An 18058-nucleotide genomic window follows, 5' to 3' on the forward strand; every position below is an offset into this window, starting at 1 on the left:
GGCCGGTTCACCACCGGGCCGCCCACCGGGCCGGCGCGGCACCGTGTCCCTCGCCGCGCCCTCGCGGTACCCCCGCCCTCGTGCCCTCCCGGCGCCGTGTCCCCCGAAGCGGGACCGCGCCGCACCCGCGAAAACCTCGCCGTGCCACTCCGTCGAAACAACGAAAGGAAATCCCATGAAGATCGGCGTGCCTGCCGAGGTCAAGAACCACGAGTACCGCGTCGCCGCGACCCCGGCGGGCGTGCACGAACTCGTCCGTCACGGCCACGACGTCTACATCCAGCGCGACGCGGGCCTCGGCTCGCACCTCACCGACGAGGAGTACCTCTTCGCCGGGGCCAAGATCCTCGACAGCGCCGACGAGGTGTGGGACCAGGCCGAGATGATCCTCAAGGTGAAGGAGCCCGTCGCGGAGGAGTACCACCGCATGCGCCCCGGCCAGGTGCTCTTCACCTACCTGCACCTCGCGGCCGGCCGCGAGTGCACCGAGGCCCTCCTCGACCGCCGGGTCACCGGCATCGCGTACGAGACCGTCCAGGTCGGCAACACCCTGCCGCTGCTCGCCCCGATGTCCGAGGTCGCCGGACGGCTCGCCCCGCAGGTCGGCGCCTACAACCTCATGCGCTTCAACGGCGGGCGCGGCGTGCTGCCCGGCGGCGTGCCCGGCGTGGCCCCCGCCAAGGTCGTCGTCATCGGCGCGGGCGTCTCCGGGCTCAACGCCGCCCAGATCGCGGTCGGCATGGGCGCGGACGTCACCGTCCTCGACCTCAACATCGACCGCCTGCGCTTCGTCGACGCCATCTACCAGGGCCGTCTCAAGACCCTCGTCTCGACCTCGTACGCGATCGAGAAGGAGGTCCTGGAGGCCGACCTGGTCATCGGCGCCGTGCTGATCCCCGGGGCGAAGGCCCCGACCCTCGTCTCCAACGAGCTGGTCTCCCGCATGAAGCCGGGCTCCGTGCTCGTCGACATCGCGATCGACCAGGGCGGCTGCTTCGAGGACTCCCGCCCGACCACGCACGCCGAGCCGACCTACCAGGTCCACAACTCGATCTTCTACTGCGTGGCCAACATGCCGGGGTCCGTCGCCAACACCTCCACCTACGCGCTGACCAACGCCACGCTGCCCTACGCGGTCAAGCTGGCCGGCCTCGGCTGGAAGGCCGCCCTCCAGGGGGACGCCTCCCTCGCGCTGGGCCTCAACACCCACGCGGGACGCCTCACCAACGAGCAGGTCGCCATCGCCCTCAGCCTGCCGTACGTGCCGGTCTCCGAGGTCATCGCGGCCTGAGCCGGGGTTTCGCCCGTCCCGCGCCCCGCCGGCGCGGGACGCGGACGGCTTCCGGCGGGCGGTGCCGGTCACGACGACCGGCCGGAGCGCAGGGCGCGGGCGGTGACCAGGACGTGCTCGATCTCCACCGGGGTCGGCCAGGGGGCGCCGCCGGGACGCAACAGCGTGGCCCGTACGGACGCCAGGTGCTCGATCGCGCCCGACGACAGCCCGCTCCGCTCGGTCAGCCACGCCGTGACGTCGGTGTGGTCACGCAGCGGCCGGGTGACGAGGTCCCAGGTGCCGAGGATCTCGGTCAGGTCGGCGACCCTCAGGGGGGTGCCGCCCCGCCGGGCGACGGCGGCCGCGGCGAGTTCGGCGCGGGCGACGAGCTCGGGCTCGGTGGTCCGGTCCCACGGGGGAATGGGCGGGTCGGAAAGCCACCGCTCCGCCTCGCGGGAGAATCCCGCGGCCGACAGCAGCGCGGCCAGCTCGACCGCGGCCCGGTGGTGCCCGGCCTGTGCCGCCTGGCGGAACCAGTGCTGCCCGCCCCGCAGGTCGCTGTGCTCGGCGATGAGCAGCAGACCGAAATTGAACGCGGCCTCCGGGTCGCCGCCCGCCGCGGCCCGGCTGAACCAGTGCCCGGCCCCCCGCGCGTCGCTCATCTCCACGCACACGAACCCGGCCGTCCGCTGGTCGTCGATCCTGCCGGTGCAGGCCGCCCGCTCGAACCAGGCGCGCGCGGTCCGCAGGTCGCCGAGGGAGAGCGCGATCCCGCCGAGCTGGGACGCGGCGCCGGGGTGCTCGTTCCTGGCGGCGAGCCTGAAGAACGCCTCCGCCCCCTCGGGATCGCGGTTGGCCCGCAGGAACAGCCCGAGGTGGTAGGCCGCGTCGGCATGGCCGCTCCGGGCGGCCAGCTCCCACCAGCGCAGCGTCTCGTCCTCCTCGCCGGAGGCGTAGGCGAGGAACCCGAGGTCGTGGGCCGAGGCCAGGTCGCCGTCCATCGCGGCCCTGCGGTGCCACTCCCCGGCCGCCTCCGCCTCGCCGCCGTCCTCGCAGAGCAGCGCGAGCCGCCTGGTCGCCGTGCGGGAGCCCGCCCTGGCCGCCGTCTCGAACCAGTGCCGGGCGGCGGGGACGTCGCCGTGCTGGTCCAGCAGGAGGGTCGCCAGGTTCACCGCGGCCTCGACGTCCCCGGCGTTCGCCGCCAGCTCGTACCACCGCGCGGCCTCCGCGGGAGTGCCGTGCTTCTCGTGCCAGATCCCCAGGTTGTAGGCGCTGTCGAGGTTTCCCGCGGCCGCCGCGCGCTCCCACCAGTGCCGTGCCGCCGAGCGGTCGCCCCGCTGCGCGAAGTGGCGGCCCAATTGGTGGGCGGCCTGCACGTCACCGCCGTGCGCGGCGAGCAGCAGCGCCGTCTCGCCGTCCGTGTCGTTCTCGTGCTCGGTGCTCCGGGGGGTGGGTATCAGCCCCGGGACCGCCTCCGGGTCGTCAGGCCACCACCCCATGTCACCCTCCTCGCCGACGTCGCGCAGCCGACAGACCACAGGGTGCCATGTAACGGTTCTGTCGCGGAGGGTAATCATGACTTACGGCCGCCGGTCTGTTCGTCGATCCGCTCGTCGTGTCCGGTCCGATGTCCCGGTGCCCGGATCCCGGCGGGCGGCCGGATGCTCAGACGAAGCGCACGAACCCCACGTACATGCCCATCGAGCAGACGTAGCGCAGGGAACCGGCCTCCCGCGCGCCCAGCCGTACGGTGGCGGGCAGTGTCACGTCGCGGCCGTCGATCGTGAGCGTCCGGGTGCAGCCGGGGATGCCCTCGAGGTGGAAGACGAGGTCGATGGGAGTTCCCGCGCGGACGGTCACCACGCCCGGCCGGTAGCCCCGGTCGGTGGCCCAGACCTCGACCCGCTGGACGCCGCCGGCACGTGCGGCGGCTCCCGCCGGAGCGGTCGTGGTGCCGCCCCCCTGGCCGTCCGCCGTCCTCCCCGCGGTCCTCCCCGCAGGGTTCCCCGGGGTGCCCATCGGCCCTGCCGGGCCGCCCGCCGCCATCGCGGGGCCGCCGGATCCGGGGAGCCACCCTCCGAGGCTCAGCCCCGAGGAAATCGTCCACAGGCCCGCCGCCAGTGCGACGACCCCCGCCAGCGCCGCCAGCCTGGTGGTCGCGGCCCGCCGCAGAACCAGCCCGAGAAGCGCGAACGCGGGCGCCGTCCCCACCACGAACCCCGCCATCACCGCGCTCCCGCCCAGAGCCGACCCGCTGGAGACCGCCACCATCTCGGTGCTGAGCGTCACCCCGCACGGCAGCAGGACCGTCACGGCGCCGAGCGCCAGCGCCCTGGGCACGGGTGCGGCGATCCCGGACACGCGGCCACGCCAGGACGTGCGCCCGCCCGACGCGGTAACCGGGTGGCATCCACTCTCCGGCTCGCTCCCGAACATGCGGATTCCGAAGCACACGACCGCGATCCCGGCCGCGACGAGCAGCGCGGCCCTGACCTGAGGACCCAGCCGCACGGCGGAGCCGGCGAGCCCGAGCAGGGCTCCGGCCGCCATGTGGGAGCCGAGGCGCCCGGCGAGGAACAGTGCGACGACCGTGGGACCCGACGGCCCCGCCCCGGTCCTGTCGGCCCTGTCGTGCCCGTCGTGCCCGCCGGAGCGGGCCGGACGGTCGCGGGGGGCGGCGCGGGAGGTGAGGCCGGTGAGCAGGCCGCCCTGCACGGCCGTGCACGAGGCCGTACCCGCGACCAGTCCCGCGGCGAGTCCTCCGGCGAACAGCGCGGCCGGTCCCGCGCTCAGCGGACGTCCCCGGTGACCATCCAGATCCCCACGGGCTTAACGTAATCTCATCGAAGGGTGACCGAAGGTGATATTTCCTTACCGAGCGCGCACGCTGTCCTTACCGGACGTCCAGGTGCCCCGGGGCCCGGGTCGCGCTCCGGGCCGCACGCTGCCTCGCTCGTCGCCCGTCACGGAGTGGTCGGGATACCCGCGAAGATCGAGGTGTCGAGGGTGAAGCCGACCGGCTCGGGGAGGTGGAGGCGAGACCCCATCTCGACCCGGGCGGAGGTCCGGTACCCGCCCTCCTTGGGGTCGCTGAGGACCGTCACGGTGGCGGGCGCGGCCACGGGGTCGATCAGGAGCATCACGGGGACACCGCCGGAGGCGTAGATGGCGGGCTTGCGGTCGCGGTCGTCGACGGTGCTCCCCGGTGACACGATCTCGGCGACCATGAGGAGGCCGGAGGAGGGCAACTCGCGGGCGCCCCGGCGCGGGCAGTCGGCGGGCGCCAGGACGAAGTCGGGAACGACCGGGTCACGGGACCCGTCGACGCGGACCACGACGTTACCGGTGTACGCGTTGAGGTCGCCGTCCGCGATCGGCTGACGGAGTGCGGCGAAGAGGAGCATCGCCGCCCGGGCGTATTCCGGGGTGCCCAGCGGGCTCACGACCAGCCTTCCGTCGATCACCTCGGCTCGGAGCCCCGGAAGGGGCGGAAGCGCGTCGAAGAGTTCGCGTGGCGTGTGCGGCAGACGCCAGGAGGCGGTCCCGGGAGGGGGACTCAGATCCGCGTGGCGTCGATGGGGCACCGTTTCCATGACCTGCGTCCCTTCGTATGCGTGTGGACACGGAGAGTTTCCCGGGGGAGAGGTCGAAGCGCGCGATGTTCACGGAAAGGTGTTCACGGAAAAAGGGGAAGGTCAGACCCAGCCGGGGCGGACGAGGCCGGATTCGTAGGCGATGACGACCAGCTGGGCGCGGTCGCGGGCGTGGAGTTTCATCATGGTCCGGCTGACGTGGGTCTTGGCGGTGGCGGGGCTCATGAAGAGCTCGCCCGCGATCTCGTCGTTGGTCATGCCGGTCCCGACCAGGGCGAGGACCTCGCGCTCGCGGTCGGTGAGCAGGCCGAGGTCGCGGGTGTGGCGCGGCTCCTTGGCTCGGCTCGCGTACTCGGCGATCAGGCGGCGGGTCACGCCGGGGGAGAGCAGGGCGTCGCCTTCGGCCACCACCCGGACGGCCTGGATGAGCTCGGCCGGTTCGGTGTCCTTGACCAGGAAGCCGCTGGCGCCGCCGCGCAGGGCCTCGAAGACGTACTCGTCCAGCTCGAAGGTCGTCAGGATGATGACCTTCGGCCCGGGGGGCATCTCGCGGGTGGCGGTCAGGCCGTCCATGCCGGGCATGCGGATGTCCATCAGGACCACGTCCGGCTCGTGCTCGGCGACCAGCCGCAGGGCCTGCGCCCCGTCGGCGGCCTCGGCCACCACGGTCATCCCCGGCTGCGCGTCCAGCAGGGCGCGGAACCCGGCCCTGACGAGGGCCTGGTCGTCGGCGAGGACAATCTTGATCATCGGGATTCCTCCGGGATCGGCAGCCGGGCCTCGACGCGGAAGCCCCGGCCGTGGTGCGTGGCGGTGAGCGCCCCCCCGAGGGCGACGGCCCGCTCCCGCATGCCGGGGACGCCGTTCCCGCTGCCCAGGCTCTCCCCGGGGGCGTCGCCGCCGGTGTCGGTGACCTGGACGGTCAGCGCTCGGGGATCGTAGCCGAGCACGACGGTGACCGACGCGCCGGGGGCGTGCCGGGTGACGTTGGTGAGGGCCTCCTGCACGATGCGGTATCCGGCACGGTCGATCTCCGGAGGCAGCGGCCCGGCCGCGCCGACGATCTCCTTGGTGACCGGCAGCCCGCTGCGCTCGATGAGCTCGTCGAGCCGGTCCAGCCCGGCGGTGGGGGAGCGGGGGGCGCCGTCGCGCAGGACGTTGAGCACCGACCGCATCTCGGTCAGCACGTCCTTGGACGCCTGCTTGATCGTGGTGAGCGCGGTCCGCGCCTGCTCGGGCTGGTCGTCGATGAGGTGCAGCGCGGTGGACGCCTGCACGTGGATGAGGGAGATGTTGTGCGCGAGCACGTCGTGCAGCTCCTGCGCCATGGTCAGCCGCTCCTCGCTGGCCTGCCGCCGCAGCTCCTCCTGCTCCACCCGTTCGCGCTCGGCCTGCCGTTCCCTCCTCGCCCGCGAGAACTCCGCCACCACCACGACCAGGCCCATCAGCGCGCCCACCGTGAGGTCGTGGAACCAGCCGGGCGTACGGACGGGGGCGAGCCAGGACGTGTAGACCCCGAGGAACACGTAGGCCAGGCCCCACATCGACCAGGCCGCCCGCCGGTGGCCGCTCACCACGGCGGTGTGCAGCGCGACGACCGGGCTGAGGAAGACCGGGCCGTAGGGGTGGCCGAGGCCGATGAAGATCAAGGTCGAGCCCACCGCGACCGCCAGGCAGAGCACCGGATGGCGGCGGCGTACGATCAGGGCCAGGGGCCCGGCCAGCACGAGCGCCCAGCCCAGCGGGTCGAGCGGGACCCTGAGCATGCCGGAGTCGTGGACCTGCCACCACTGCACGCCGTGGGTGCCCATGCCCTGGAAGACCCCCGCGGACAGCGGGAGCAGCAACTCGGCCCAGCGGGGTTTGGCGTGCACGCTCAGCACTGTACGTGCGCCCGCCGGAAGAGCGCGTCCGTCTCGTGAGGCATGAGGTACTACATCCCCTGCGGTAGGGAAGGGGCTGACAAGGCTCACGGGCTGAGTCAAGCTGTCTGCGGGAGGTCTCATGATCGATCGTCGATTCGCCATCCCCCTGGCGGGGATCCTGGTGGGAAGTTCCTTACTGCTCGTCCAACCCGCCGCCGCCTCTCCACCGGCGTCGCAGGCCGGGCTGCGGGCGGAGAAGAAACCCGTCGCGGAGGGGTACGGGGGCGCGGTCTCGACCGTCGACCTCGACGCCAGCGAGGCCGCGCTGGGCGTGCTGCGCGAGGGCGGCAACGCCATGGACGCGGCGGTCGCAGCGGCGGCCACCCTGGGTGTGACCGAGCCCTACTCGGCCGGGCTGGCCGGGGGCGGGTTCATCGTCTACTACGACGCGCGCCGCGAGAAGGTCCACACGATCGACGGCAGGGAGACCGCGCCGAAGGCGATGGGGCCGGCCTCCCTGGAGGGCATCCCGTTCGAGGAGGCCGTGACCAGCGGGCTGTCCGCGGGGGTGCCCGGCAGCGTGGCCCAGTGGGAGCTGGCGCTGCGCAGGTTCGGCACGCTCTCGCTGCGCCAGGCGCTGAAGCCCGCGATCGAGGTCGCGGCCAAGGGATTCAAGGTCGACCAGACCTTCTACGACCAGACCGCGGCCAACGCCGCCCGTTTCAAGGACTTCACCTCCACGGCCAAGCTCTACCTGCCCGGCGGCGCCCCGCCGCCGGTCGGCTCCACCTTCCGCAACCCCGAGCTGGCCGACACCTACCGCAGGCTCGGCAGGCAGGGCGGCGAGTGGCTGTACGGCGGCTCCCTGGGCGCCGAGGTCGTGGCCACCGTCAAGAAGCCGCCGGTCACCCCGGGCTCCACCCGCAACGTGCGGCCGGGGCTGATGGAGCTGTCCGACCTGAAGGCCTACCGGGCGCTCGAACGGCCGCCCACGAAGATGACGTACAAGGGCATGGACGTGTACGGCATGGCGCCGCCGTCCTCGGGGGGATCGACGGTCGGCGAGGCGCTCAACATCCTTGAGGCCCTGCCGAAGGTCGGCGAGCACGAGTACCTGGAGGCGTCCAGGCTCTCCTTCGCCGACCGGGGCAAGTACGTGGGCGACATCCCGGGTGTCCCGCTCAAGGAGCTGCTGTCCGACGGGTTCGCCAAGGAGCGCGCCTGCCTGATCGGGGAGCGGGCGCTGACGAGCCCGGCCGCGCCGGGCAACCCCGACGGGACGTACGGGCCGTGCGCGCCCGCGCCCCCGGCGGAGGCCACCCCGTCGGCGCTCGAGGGACCGGAGACCACGCACCTGGTGGTCACGGACCGGTGGGGCAACGCGGTCGCCTACAACATCACCATCGAGTCGACCGGCGGCAACGGCATCGTCGTTCCCGGCCGGGGTTTCCTGCTCAACAACGAGCTGACCGACTTCACCTTCGGGCCGGCCCCGGGCGACCCGAACCTGCCCGCGCCGGGCAAGCGGCCCCGTTCCTCGATGGCGCCGACGATCGTCCTGAAGGACGGCAGGCCGCTGCTCGCGCTGGGTTCCCCCGGCGGCTCGACGATCATCACCACCGTGCTGCAGATCCTGGTCAACCGCTGGGACCTCGGCATGTCGCTCCCCGAGGCGCTCGCCGCGCCCCGGGCCACCCAGCGAAACACCGCCCAGACCCAGGCCGAGCAGGGCTTCATCGACCGCTACGGCGCCGAGCTCACCGCCCGGGGCCACAGTCTCGTGCTGAACCCCGAGATCGGCGCGGCCACGGCGGTCGAGTTCCTGCGGCACGGGAAGCTCCAGGCGGTCGCGGAGCCGACCCGCCGCGGCGGCGGAAGCGCACTGGTGGTGAGCGGGCGCAGGTAGGTTCCCGCCCGCGCGGCGGTCCGCGCGGCTTCCCGTCCGCGCGGCGACAGGCACGATGACGGTACGAACGGACGCCGACCCCGGCGGCGCGGTCCCGACCCCGCCGCCGGGGTCGGCGGCGTCAGCGGCGTCGCCGGGAACGCGGTGGCGTCGGTGGCGGGACCCGGGAACGCCGGGGGCAGGGGCGGTGCGGACGTCGGGGGGCGGGAGGCGGGGCCGCCGGTGGCGGGGCGCTGGGAGCACCGGGGAACGTCGGTGGCGCGGCTGGCGCGGCTGGCGTGGCTGGCGTGGCTGGCGTGGTGGATATCTCGCCGGTGGGGAACCGGTGGGGACCAGGGGAGAAGTGGTCAGGGGATCAGCTCGTAGGCCCCGCGTCTCGGGGTCCGGGTGCGTGCCCAGTACTCGAAGGTGAAGCCCGGCCACAGGGTCCTGTTGACACCGTGCTCGTCGAGGTACCAGCTGCCGCAGCCGCCCGTGTTCCAGACGCGGCGGTTCAGGCGGTCCTGGAGTCGGTCGTTGTGGGCGCGCTGCGCCTCGGGGCGGACGTCGAGGGCCCTGGCCCTCGTCCTGGACAGCAGGCGCAGGCAGCCCAGGACGTACCGGACCTGCGATTCGATCATGAAGACGACCGAGTTGTGGCCCAGGCCGGTGTTGGGGCCGAGCAGCAGGAACAGGTTGGGGAACCCGGCGACGGTGACGCCGTAGTAGGCCTGCGCGCCGTCCTGCCAGGCGTCCTGGATCTTCCTGCCGTTCCTGCCGACGATCCGCCGCTCGTCCAGCGCGGAGGTGACCTTGAAGCCGGTGCCGTGGACGAGCACGTCGACCTCGGTCTCCCTGCCGCTGGAGTCGACGATCGAGCCCTCCCTGATCTCCCGCACCTCGTCGGTGATCAGCTCGACGTTGTCCCTGCCCAGGGCCGGGTAGTAGTCGCTGGAGATCAGGACGCGCTTGCAGCCGATCGTGTAGCCGGGGGTGAGCCTGGCGCGCAGCGCCGGGTCGGGGACCTGGGCGGCCAGATGGCGCAGGGCCACCTCCCGGTGGGCCCCCATCAGGCGCGGGTCGACCGCGAAGCCCAGCGCCCTGCTCTCCAGTGCCCAGTAGATCGCGTTGCGCAGCGCACGGGTGGCGCCGGGCAGGCGGAGGATCCGCCTGGCCCGTGGGGAGAAGGGGAAGTCGGGCTTGGGGTGGATCCAGGGGGGCGTGCGCTGGAAGACGTGCAGACGGGAGACGCGCTCGGCGATCCGCGGGACGAACTGGACAGCCGACGCGCCGGTGCCGATGACCGCGACCCGCTTCCCGGTCAGGTCCACCGAGTGGTCCCACTCGGCCGAGTGGAAGGACGGGCCCCCGAAGGTCTCGCGGCCGGGGATCGCGGGCAGCGACGGCACGTGCAGCGCGCCGGTGGCCGAGACCACGGCGTTGGTGGTGAAGGTCCCGCCCCCGGCGACGTCCACCCGCCAGTGACGCGCCGCGTCGTCGTACTCCAGCCCGGTGACCTCCTCACCGAACCGCAGGTGGGGGGCGAGACCGTACTTCTCGACGCAGGCCCGCAGGTAGTCACGGATCTCGGCCCGGGGGGAGAACATCCGCGACCAGCCGGGGTTGAGCTCGTACGAGAAGGAGTACAGGTGCGAGGGGACGTCGCAGGCGCAGCCGGGGTAGGTGTTGTCACGCCAGGTCCCGCCCAGGTCGCCGGCCTTCTCCAGGATGACGAAGTCGTGGTACCCGGCTTCCTTGAGCTTGATCGCCATGCCCAGCCCGGCGAAGCCGGAGCCGATGATCGTGATCCCGGGGTGAGTGCTCATCGGGCCTCCTCGCTCCCCGTCGCCCTCCGTACGCTCTCCCGCCGGTCCCAGCCGGTTCCTCGCCGGTCCCTCGCCGGTTTCCCGTTGGTCCTCGCCGTTTCGAGCAGGTGATGGGCCTCGTGGCGGCGCGGGCTTTCCGGCGGGCTTCCCAGTGGGTTTTCCAGTGGGTTTTCCAGTGCTTCCGGCTGTGGCGATGCGAGCGTTCCTGATGCTCGTTTCTATTGGATTATTCGTCCAATGTAATGAGCGGGGAGCGCGTCGTCCACCCTCGGGGTGTGACGGAGCGTTCCGGGCCGACCGGTCGGTATCCTTCCGGTCCCGGTAGGGCTCAGTCGTCCGGTGAAGTCCCCGGAAAAGCCCGGTCGTCCGGGAAGCCCTGGAAGGGCTCAGCCGTCCGGCAAGCACCCGGAAGGGCTTGGGTGTTCGGGAACGCGAAAAGCGCCGAGGGCGATGCCGTCGGCGCTGCGGACTCTCCGGTCGTTAGAGCAGGTCGCTAGAGCAGCAGGTACGCGGCCACGGCGACGACGACCAGCACCGCTACCACCACCGCCGCCGTGATCGGCAGGACGAGCGACCGCTTCTCGGGAGCGGCCTCCGGGTCCTTGCGCTGGGCGAACGCACGGAACGCCTGGGTGTTGCCCGCGGGGTCAATCGGCTGAGGATCAGACATGGGGATGACTTTAGCGATACGGGGATACCCTCCAACACTGATTTGTCCACTTTCACGGGAAGGATGTCCCGGCGCCCGGCCAAGGGCGGGTGCTGGGGACCGGACCGCCGACAGGGGCGGATAGCGTGGTGTCATGCTCCGGACCCTGTTCTCCGCCCGCGTGGTGGTGCTCCACCTGCTCGCGGTCGGAGCCCTCGTCGTGTGCGGCCTGCTGGGCAGGTGGCAGCTCGGTGTCTTCGAGGAGTCCGGCAAGCCCCAGTCGCTGCTCGACCCGCCCCCCGTGGCTGTCGCCACGCTCACCGCGCCCGGAGAGCACCTGACGGCCGACAAGGTCAGCCGCCGGGTGACCGCCGAGGGCACCTTCGACGTCTCGAAGCAGCTCCTGGTGGCCGAGCGTGACGGAGGACTGTGGCTGCTCGCGCCGCTCGACCTCGGCGACGGCACCTCCATCCCGGTCGTACGCGGCTGGGTGGCCACGGCCGGGGACCCCGCCGTCACGGCTCCGGCCGAGGGCAGGGTGACCGTGAGCGGGCGCCTGCGGCCCTCGGAGGCCACCGACAGCGTCCAGCGCCGGGTCCGGCAGCTGCCGCCGGGGCAGGTACTGACCGTCTCGTCGGCCGAACTGATCAACGTCTGGCGGGGCACGAGGCTGCGTGACGGGTTCCTGGTCGCCACCGCCCAGTCACCGGCCCCCGCGGTCGCGGCCAGGCCGGTGAGCGTCTCCCCGCCGACCGAGCCGGGCGGGCTCACCTGGCGCAACCTCGCCTACGCCGCCCAGTGGTGGATCTTCGGGTTGTTCGCGGTCTTCATGTGGTGGCACTTCGTCCGCGACGCGCTGCGCGGCCGCACCCGGCGCGACCCCGACGCCCCTTCCCCCGCCGGTTCCACCCTAGGGGATCCCGACGCGCCTTCCTCCGCCGGTCCTGACGGTCCCACCTCCGGGGACGCCGCTCCCGGGGCGGGGCCGGGGGCCGAGCCGGAGACCTCCGCCCTACCAGCCCGCACCGCCCCGTGAACCGAACCCCAAGACCGAGGTAACCGACCGTGGAATCCGCTCTCAAACCCTTTCGCGTCCTGGCCTACATCGTCGGCGTGATGCTGCTCGTCCTGGTCACCTGCATCGTGCTCAGGTACGGCTTCGGCATCGAGGAACCCTCGAAGATCGTCTCCCCGATCCACGGCTTCCTCTACATGCTCTATCTCGTGGCCACGATGAACCTGGGCATGAAGGCGCGCTGGACCTGGCCGTACATCGTCGGGGTGATGCTCGCGGGCACCGTGCCGCTGCTCTCGTTCGTGTTCGAGCGCAAGGTCACGCGGCGGGTGGAGTCGGAGCTCGCGACCGCCGCCGCTGCCGCCTGACCTGTTCGGTCAGGCCCGCTCCGGTCAGGCCCGCTCCGGTCAGGCCCGCTCCGGTCAGGCCCGCTCCGGTTCGGCCCGGCCCGGAGACGCGGGTCCGCGTGGCCGGGCCGGGCGGGCCGTGGCGTGGTGGCGGTCACGTGCCGCGTCAGCGGCCGAGCCCCCGGCGGCGCGAGCGCTTGAGGCGCTCACGCTGTGACGGGTCGAGCATCAGGTAGCCGACGACCGGGGCGGCGACGACGCCCAGGAGGATCAGCAGCGTCAGGAAACCTGGCAGGAACAGCCACGACAGGAACACCACTGCTCCGGCGCCGATCGCGTACTTCTGGACGGGCGACATCCTCAACATCCTCCGAACGCGGGGCGGACGCCCCGTCTGTAGTTCATTGTGCGTCGCCAGTCCAACGTGTGGACCCACCGCGGTGGTTCCAACCGAGATATATCGTGATTTTGCCGTCGGATCGCTATACGGTCAGCGCCTTGAGCGTCGCCACTCCGCCGGGGTCGGCGTCCGTGCTGACCGGGACCAGGGCCACCTCGTCCACGCCCGCCTCGGCGTACGCGCGCAGGCGCTCGCGGGCCGCGTCCACGTCACCGAGCAGGGCGACCGACTCCAGCAGGCCGTCGGGGATGGCGGCGAGCAGCTCGCGGGGGTGCGGGCGGGTCCTCGCGAACGCGACCACGTCCCCGAATCCGGCCTCGATGAACATCTCGCCGTATCCGGGCGCGGCGAGATACCCCACGACGGCGCGCCGTATCCGGTCGACCGCCTCGCGCCCCGGGTCGATCGCGGCCGTCACCCAGGCCGCCACCCTCGGCGCCGGGGCCGCATCCTGCTCCTGTCCCTCTCCCTGCCCCTGCCCCTGCCCCTGCCCCTGCCCCTGCCCCTGCCCCTGTCCCTGTGCCGGTGTTGTCCGAACCGCCGCGCGGAAGTCGGCGGTGAGGCGGGCGGCGGAGGCGGGGGTGATCAGGTTGAGCACCATCCGGTCGGCCGTCGCGGCGGTCCGTACGGCGGAGGCGCCGAAGGCGGCCACGGTCAGCTCGGCGCGGGGTGCGGGGAGCCGGAGCCGGTAGCCGCGACTCTTCACACATTCACCTGAAAAATCGGATTTGTCGCCATCGAGCAGCGGCCTGAGCGCCCGTACCGCCTCCCGCAGCACCGTGGCCGACCGCGCCCGCGACCTGCCGTGCCACTCCTCGACGACGAGCGGGCTCGACGTGCCGACCGCCACGTTCACCGGCCTCCCGACGAGACCGGCCACCGACGCCACCCCCATCGCGATCATCATGGGGTCCCGTACGGCCACCGCCAGCGGTCCCACGGTGAGCCCGATCCGGCCGGTGGACAGCCCGATCGCGGTGGCCAGCGCGAAGGCGTCGTAGGTGGCCATCTCGCCCACCCACAGCTCGTCGTAGCCCAGCTCGTCGGCGGCCCTCGCGGTCAGCAGGGCCTCCTCGGCGGGCCGGTCCTGCCAGAGCCCCAGGGAGACGCCCAGCCTCACGCGACACGCTCCAGCAGCACGGCGGAACCGCTGCCCGCGGCCCCGCTCACCGCGGCGACGCCGTACCGGGCCCCGCGGCGTTCGAGCTCGTCCGCGCAGGCGGCGACGAGGATGGCCCCGGTGGCGCCGAAGGCGTGGCCCATCGCGATGGTGCCGCCGTTGACGTTGAAGCGGTCCTCGCCGACCTTCAGGTCCCGCTGGAACTTCAGGCACAGCGCGGCGAACGCCTCGGCGAACTCGTAGACCTCGACGTCGTCGGGGGTGAGCCCGGCCCCGGCGATGACCCGTTCGACCGCGAGCTGGCCCGCGGTGAGCATGGTGACCGGGTCGACTGAGGCGGTCGCGGTGCCCACGATCCTGGCCCTGGGCCGCAGGCCGAGCTCCGCTCCGGCCGGTCCGGAGCCGACCAGGAGCAGGCCCGCCGCGTCGCACAGGCTGGGGGAGGTGCCCCGGGTGTGCAGGTGGCGCAGCTCGCCGACCTCGGGACGGTGCCTGCGGACGATGGCGTCCTGGTCGTCCTGACCGGCGAAGGCGGGTCCCATCGCGGCGAGTGCCTCCAGGGTCACGCCCGGCCGCACGTGCTCGTCGTGCCGCAGGTCGCTGACCGGCACCAGCGAGCGGTCGTAGCGCCCGGCGGCCCACGCCTCGGCGGCCAGGGTCTGCGTGCGCAGGCCGTACGCGTCGAGCTCCTCGCGTTCGAAGCCCTCGACCGTCGCGACCAGGTCCGCCGCGATGCCCATGTGGATCGATCCGACCCTGTCCACCACCGCGGGGTCGGCCCACAGCGGCCCGCCGTCGGAGAACATCGGCACCCGGGAGACCGACTCGACCCCTCCGGCGACCACGACGCGGCTCTGCCCGGACTCCACGAGCGCGAAGGCCGTGCGGACCGCGTCGATGCCCGAGGTGCAGTAGCGGTTCACGGTCATGCCTGGCGCGTCGAAGCCCGCGGTGAGCGCCGCGGTCCTGGCGAGGTTGCCGCCCTGCTCGGCGTTCTGCGAGGCGCAGCCGACGATCATGTCGTCCGCCCGCTCGACGCCGGTCCGTTCGCGCAGGGCGTCCAGGAGCCTCTCCAGCATGGTCAGCGGCGTCACGTCCGCCAGCCCCCCGCCGGGCCTCGCCTTGCCCCGGGGGGTCCTTACTGTCTCGTAGATATATGTCGTCATCTGTTCCGCTCCTGCCGGATGTCGTGCGCGGGGCTCACACGGTCGAGGCTCGCCTGGTCGGTCCTCACGGGGCCGAGCCTCAAGTGGCCGGTCCTCACGGGGCCGAGCCTCAAGTGGCCGGTCCTCACGGGGCCGAGCCTCAAGTGGCCGGTCCTCACGGGGCCGAGGCTCACGTGGTCGAGGCTCACGTGGCCGAGCCCCTCAGCTGGTCCGCGCGTACCCAGGTGGCGTGGAAGCCGAGCGGCACCCGCTGGGGCAGGATGATCCGGGCGACCGGCCCGGCGCCCAGGTTCGCCGCGTGCAGGACCTGCACCTCGGAGGTGCCCTCGCGCTCGTCGGTGACGAAGCTGACGAGGTAGCCGTCCTCCTCGTCCGTCGCGCCGTCGCGCGGCGCGAACGGGGCCTCGCTGCCGTAGCGGTGCTCGCCGTAGTAGTACGTCTCCTTGCCGCCCGTCACGTTGTCGTAGCGGACCAGGCCGTCGAAGAGGTTGGTCGAGGCGTCCTTCACCGACACGTTGTAGGCGTAGCGCGACCGCAGGCCCGTCAGCCGGGCGTCCATCGAGGGGAACTCGGTGTTGTGGTCCTCATCCACGAACCCCTCCGACGTACGGCCGGTGCGCAGGTCGAAGCGGTAGCGGTACATCCGCGCGTCGAGCTTGAGGTAGGAGATCATGCGGGCCAGCGGGCTGCCGCTCCCGGCGGGCGCGGGCCGGCCCACCCTGCAGACGTCCAGGACGATCTCCCCGTCCTCCTCCCAGGAGTTGACGACGTGGTAGATGTAGCAGGGTTTCGCGTCGAACCAGCGGATCTCGTGCGCCTGCCCGCGCCGGGGGATGACGCCGAAGCGCGAGGGCAGCTCCCGGTTGAACGTCAGCTTGTAGCGGCCCTGCCGGGCGGCGTCCATGTCCTGGTAGAGCGGCAGGTCCATGAGGATCGCGTGGTTCTCGGTGATCGCCATGTCGTGCGGCAGCCGCGCCCCCGGCAGCTCCAGCTCCACGCAGTGCTCGACCTGTCCGCCCGCGCCGACCACCCCGTAGCGCAGGTACGGCCTGCGGGGCCCGTAGTCGAACCAGAACAGCTCCCCGGTCCGCTCGTCGACCTTGGGGTGGGCCATGAAGTCGCCGGTCAGCGTGTCGAGGAAGGTCTCGGCACCGAGCGTCTCCAGGCTGAGGGGATCCATGCCGTACGGGGAGCCGCACAGGTACCAGGTGGTGAGGACCTGGCCGCGGTGGAAGATCACGTCGGTGTTGGCGGAGTCCTTGAGGCCGAGCCCGCGGGTGTTGCCGAACGGGTTGCCCTTCGGGTTCTCCATCACGCCGGTCCACAGTGACCGCCCGGCGGCCGACTCGGCCTCGAACGCCCTGGTCCTGACGTAGCGGTTGCGGTAACGGGCCCTGCCGTTCTCGAAGTGCATCGCGTGCACCATGCCGTCGCCGTCGAACCAGTGGTAGCGCCCCTTCATCGGGAACCGCGCGTTGGGCCCGTTGCGCAGGTAGACGCCGTTGAGGTCCTTCGGGATCTCGCCGACGACCTTGAGGTCCTCGGCCGTGATCTCGTCCTGGACCGGCGCGTAGACGCCCAGCAGGTACGGATTCGGCTCGCCCGACTCGTCCATGACCATCACAGGTTCCGCCATGTCCCGACGCTACGATAAAAGAAGTCAGCTCGTCAATGACCCTTCTCCGCCGATGGCATGGCCGGGAGGGGCACCCGGCTGTCCGCGCGGCGCCGGGTTGGTAGTTTGGCGGTTTCGCCGGTGGTTTCGTCGGTGGTGGGGATGGCCGTGCTCGCCGAAAACGGGCACGATCATGCTTGAGGGCGACGAACATCACCGTGTTCGTCGCGAACGGGTACGGATTCGCCCGCCGGCGACGAGCACGACCACGCGACCATCCATCGGGAGGACAGCCTGTGAACGGCACTGAGCGGGAGCCGGCGCGAACCGAGCTCAGTGCGATCGGGCAGGCGCTGGTGATCCTGGGAGACCGGTGGGTGCTGCTGATCCTGCAGCGGGCGTTCCTGCTGCGGATCAGGACTTTCGCGGGCTGGCGCGACGCGCTGGGCATCTCCGAGTCGGTTCTCGCCGCCAGGCTCAGGGAGCTGGTCGACCACGGCATCTTCGAGCTGTCGGCGTACCGCAACGGCCGCACCCGCTACGAGTACCGGCTGACGGAGCGCGGGCTCCAGCTGTGGGCCCTGCTGGTGGCCATCCAGGCGTGGGAGCGCGACTGGGTCGCCCCGGGGCGGCTCCCGCCGCTGCTGCACGAGCAGTGCGGCCAGGACGCCAAGCCGTACCTCGGGTGCGGTTCCTGCCTGGAGCCGATGAGCGCCCGCGACACCCGGACCGAGCCCGGCCCGCTCGCCACGTTCTCCAGGATCGGCCCGCCGCGGCGGCACCGCCGCACGGTCCGCTCCGACGCCCCGGCCGACCTGATCGGCTACTGCCCGGCGTCGATGGAGATCCTCGGCGACCGGTGGAGCACCAGCGTCCTGGCCGGGGCGTTCCTGGGCACCCGCCGCTTCGTCGACTTCCAGGCCGCGCTCGGCATCGCGCCCTCGGTGCTCACCGACCGGCTGCGCCGCTTCGTCGAGCTGCGTGTCTTCGACGCCCGGCCCGACGGCTCGTACCGGCTCACCGACAAGGGGCTCGCCTTCTTCGAGGTGTTCGCCTTCCTGGTCGACTGGGCCCAGCGCGAGCTCCCCGCCCCCCAGGGCTCGGCCCTGTCGATCACCCACGCGCTCTGCGGCGCCACCTTCCAGCCGGTCCTGCTGTGCCGGGCGTGCGGCCGGCCGCTCCAGCGGCGCGAGGTCCGTTTCGTCCTCCCGGAGTGACGGCGTTCCAACGCTCGCCTCTCCGGTCAGGCTCACGTCGGGTCAGGTTCGTCTCCGGTCGGGCTCACCTCGGGTCAGGTTCGTCTC

At 72.4% G+C, this 18058-nt stretch carries 16 protein-coding genes; 5 read left to right on the plus strand and 11 right to left on the minus strand.

Annotated elements, in window-relative coordinates:
- Nucleotides 1-175: 175 nt before the first annotated feature.
- The gene (gene ald, locus ACFFRH_RS08015; protein ID WP_344749283.1) at nucleotides 176-1291 is read left to right on the plus strand and encodes an alanine dehydrogenase; all 1116 of its coding nucleotides are present in this window, start codon (nucleotides 176-178) and stop codon (nucleotides 1289-1291) included.
- A 68-nt stretch (nucleotides 1292-1359) separates the two neighbouring features.
- Here ald and ACFFRH_RS08020 read toward each other — a convergent pair whose 3' ends face one another.
- From ACFFRH_RS08020 to ACFFRH_RS08040, 5 genes are all read right to left on the minus strand, one after another.
- On the minus strand, nucleotides 1360-2772 hold the full coding sequence (locus tag ACFFRH_RS08020; protein ID WP_386155330.1) for a tetratricopeptide repeat protein: 1413 nt from the start codon (nucleotides 2770-2772) through the stop codon (nucleotides 1360-1362).
- 166 nt (nucleotides 2773-2938) lie between these two features.
- Nucleotides 2939-4090: a sulfite exporter TauE/SafE family protein gene (locus ACFFRH_RS08025; RefSeq protein ID WP_344749291.1), complete on the minus strand. Its 1152-nt coding sequence runs from the start codon at nucleotides 4088-4090 to the stop codon at nucleotides 2939-2941.
- 146 nt (nucleotides 4091-4236) lie between these two features.
- Nucleotides 4237-4866: a Uma2 family endonuclease gene (locus ACFFRH_RS08030; RefSeq protein ID WP_344749286.1), complete on the minus strand. Its 630-nt coding sequence runs from the start codon at nucleotides 4864-4866 to the stop codon at nucleotides 4237-4239.
- A gap of 102 nt (nucleotides 4867-4968) precedes the next feature.
- Nucleotides 4969-5616: a response regulator transcription factor gene (locus ACFFRH_RS08035; protein WP_344749287.1), complete on the minus strand. Its 648-nt coding sequence runs from the start codon at nucleotides 5614-5616 to the stop codon at nucleotides 4969-4971.
- A complete protein-coding gene (locus ACFFRH_RS08040) occupies nucleotides 5613-6740 on the minus strand; it encodes a sensor histidine kinase (RefSeq protein ID WP_344749288.1) in 1128 nt (375 codons plus the stop codon). Before ACFFRH_RS08040 ends, ACFFRH_RS08035 begins: the two co-directional genes overlap by 4 nt.
- A 130-nt stretch (nucleotides 6741-6870) precedes the next feature.
- On the opposite strand from ACFFRH_RS08040, the gene ACFFRH_RS08045 reads away from it, so the two are divergent.
- Nucleotides 6871-8637: a gamma-glutamyltransferase family protein gene (locus tag ACFFRH_RS08045; RefSeq protein WP_344749289.1), complete on the plus strand. Its 1767-nt coding sequence runs from the start codon at nucleotides 6871-6873 to the stop codon at nucleotides 8635-8637.
- A gap of 347 nt (nucleotides 8638-8984) precedes the next feature.
- On the opposite strand, the gene ACFFRH_RS08050 is transcribed toward ACFFRH_RS08045, so the two are convergent.
- Both ACFFRH_RS08050 and ACFFRH_RS08055 read right to left on the minus strand, forming a co-directional pair.
- A complete protein-coding gene (locus ACFFRH_RS08050) occupies nucleotides 8985-10442 on the minus strand; it encodes a flavin-containing monooxygenase (protein WP_386155333.1) in 1458 nt (485 codons plus the stop codon).
- A gap of 493 nt (nucleotides 10443-10935) precedes the next feature.
- Nucleotides 10936-11112 (minus strand): hypothetical protein, encoded by a 177-nt coding sequence (locus ACFFRH_RS08055; protein WP_344749290.1) that lies wholly within the window; start codon nucleotides 11110-11112, stop codon nucleotides 10936-10938.
- Between the two features lie 133 nt (nucleotides 11113-11245).
- On the opposite strand from ACFFRH_RS08055, the gene ACFFRH_RS08060 reads away from it, so the two are divergent.
- Nucleotides 11246-12127 (plus strand): SURF1 family protein, encoded by an 882-nt coding sequence (locus ACFFRH_RS08060; RefSeq protein WP_386155336.1) that lies wholly within the window; start codon nucleotides 11246-11248, stop codon nucleotides 12125-12127.
- Nucleotides 12128-12156: 29 nt separating this feature from the next.
- Nucleotides 12157-12474, plus strand: a complete 318-nt coding sequence (locus ACFFRH_RS08065) for a DUF3817 domain-containing protein (RefSeq protein ID WP_386155338.1) — start codon at nucleotides 12157-12159, stop codon at nucleotides 12472-12474.
- A 145-nt stretch (nucleotides 12475-12619) separates the two neighbouring features.
- Here the strand turns inward: ACFFRH_RS08065 and ACFFRH_RS08070 are convergent, their stop codons facing one another.
- From ACFFRH_RS08070 to ACFFRH_RS08085, 4 genes are all read right to left on the minus strand, one after another.
- The gene (locus ACFFRH_RS08070; RefSeq protein WP_350946588.1) at nucleotides 12620-12811 is read right to left on the minus strand and encodes a tail-anchor membrane protein; all 192 of its coding nucleotides are present in this window, start codon (nucleotides 12809-12811) and stop codon (nucleotides 12620-12622) included.
- A 124-nt stretch (nucleotides 12812-12935) separates the two neighbouring features.
- On the minus strand, nucleotides 12936-13973 hold the full coding sequence (locus ACFFRH_RS08075; protein WP_386155340.1) for an LLM class F420-dependent oxidoreductase: 1038 nt from the start codon (nucleotides 13971-13973) through the stop codon (nucleotides 12936-12938).
- Nucleotides 13970-15139, minus strand: coding sequence for an acetyl-CoA C-acyltransferase (locus tag ACFFRH_RS08080; protein ID WP_386155342.1), 1170 nt, complete (start codon nucleotides 15137-15139; stop codon nucleotides 13970-13972). Before ACFFRH_RS08080 ends, ACFFRH_RS08075 begins: the two co-directional genes overlap by 4 nt.
- A 184-nt stretch (nucleotides 15140-15323) precedes the next feature.
- Nucleotides 15324-16775, minus strand: coding sequence for a carotenoid oxygenase family protein (locus ACFFRH_RS08085; protein WP_386155344.1), 1452 nt, complete (start codon nucleotides 16773-16775; stop codon nucleotides 15324-15326).
- A 275-nt stretch (nucleotides 16776-17050) separates the two neighbouring features.
- Here ACFFRH_RS08085 and ACFFRH_RS08090 point away from each other — a divergent pair, with 275 nt between their 5' ends.
- A complete protein-coding gene (locus ACFFRH_RS08090; protein ID WP_386155346.1) occupies nucleotides 17051-17971 on the plus strand; it encodes a winged helix-turn-helix transcriptional regulator in 921 nt (306 codons plus the stop codon).
- Nucleotides 17972-18058: the final 87 nt, after the last annotated feature.

Source organism: Streptosporangium vulgare, assembly GCF_042428775.1.
Taxonomy (GTDB): Bacteria; Actinomycetota; Actinomycetes; order Streptosporangiales; family Streptosporangiaceae; genus Streptosporangium; species Streptosporangium vulgare.

Bases quoted from the DNA above. Each gene is read 5' to 3' on its own strand.
- ald (WP_344749283.1), top strand. From the start codon at position 176: ATGAAGATCGGCGTGCCTGCCGAGGTCAAGAACCACGAGTACCGCGTC.
- ACFFRH_RS08020 (WP_386155330.1), bottom strand. From the start codon at position 2,772: ATGGGGTGGTGGCCTGACGACCCGGAGGCGGTCCCGGGGCTGATACCC.
- ACFFRH_RS08030 (WP_344749286.1), bottom strand. From the start codon at position 4,866: ATGGAAACGGTGCCCCATCGACGCCACGCGGATCTGAGTCCCCCTCCC.
- ACFFRH_RS08035 (WP_344749287.1), bottom strand. From the start codon at position 5,616: ATGATCAAGATTGTCCTCGCCGACGACCAGGCCCTCGTCAGGGCCGGG.
- ACFFRH_RS08045 (WP_344749289.1), top strand. From the start codon at position 6,871: ATGATCGATCGTCGATTCGCCATCCCCCTGGCGGGGATCCTGGTGGGA.
- ACFFRH_RS08050 (WP_386155333.1), bottom strand. From the start codon at position 10,442: ATGAGCACTCACCCCGGGATCACGATCATCGGCTCCGGCTTCGCCGGG.
- ACFFRH_RS08055 (WP_344749290.1), bottom strand. From the start codon at position 11,112: ATGTCTGATCCTCAGCCGATTGACCCCGCGGGCAACACCCAGGCGTTC.
- ACFFRH_RS08060 (WP_386155336.1), top strand. From the start codon at position 11,246: ATGCTCCGGACCCTGTTCTCCGCCCGCGTGGTGGTGCTCCACCTGCTC.
- ACFFRH_RS08070 (WP_350946588.1), bottom strand. From the start codon at position 12,811: ATGTCGCCCGTCCAGAAGTACGCGATCGGCGCCGGAGCAGTGGTGTTC.
- ACFFRH_RS08080 (WP_386155342.1), bottom strand. From the start codon at position 15,139: ATGACGACATATATCTACGAGACAGTAAGGACCCCCCGGGGCAAGGCG.
- ACFFRH_RS08085 (WP_386155344.1), bottom strand. From the start codon at position 16,775: ATGGCGGAACCTGTGATGGTCATGGACGAGTCGGGCGAGCCGAATCCG.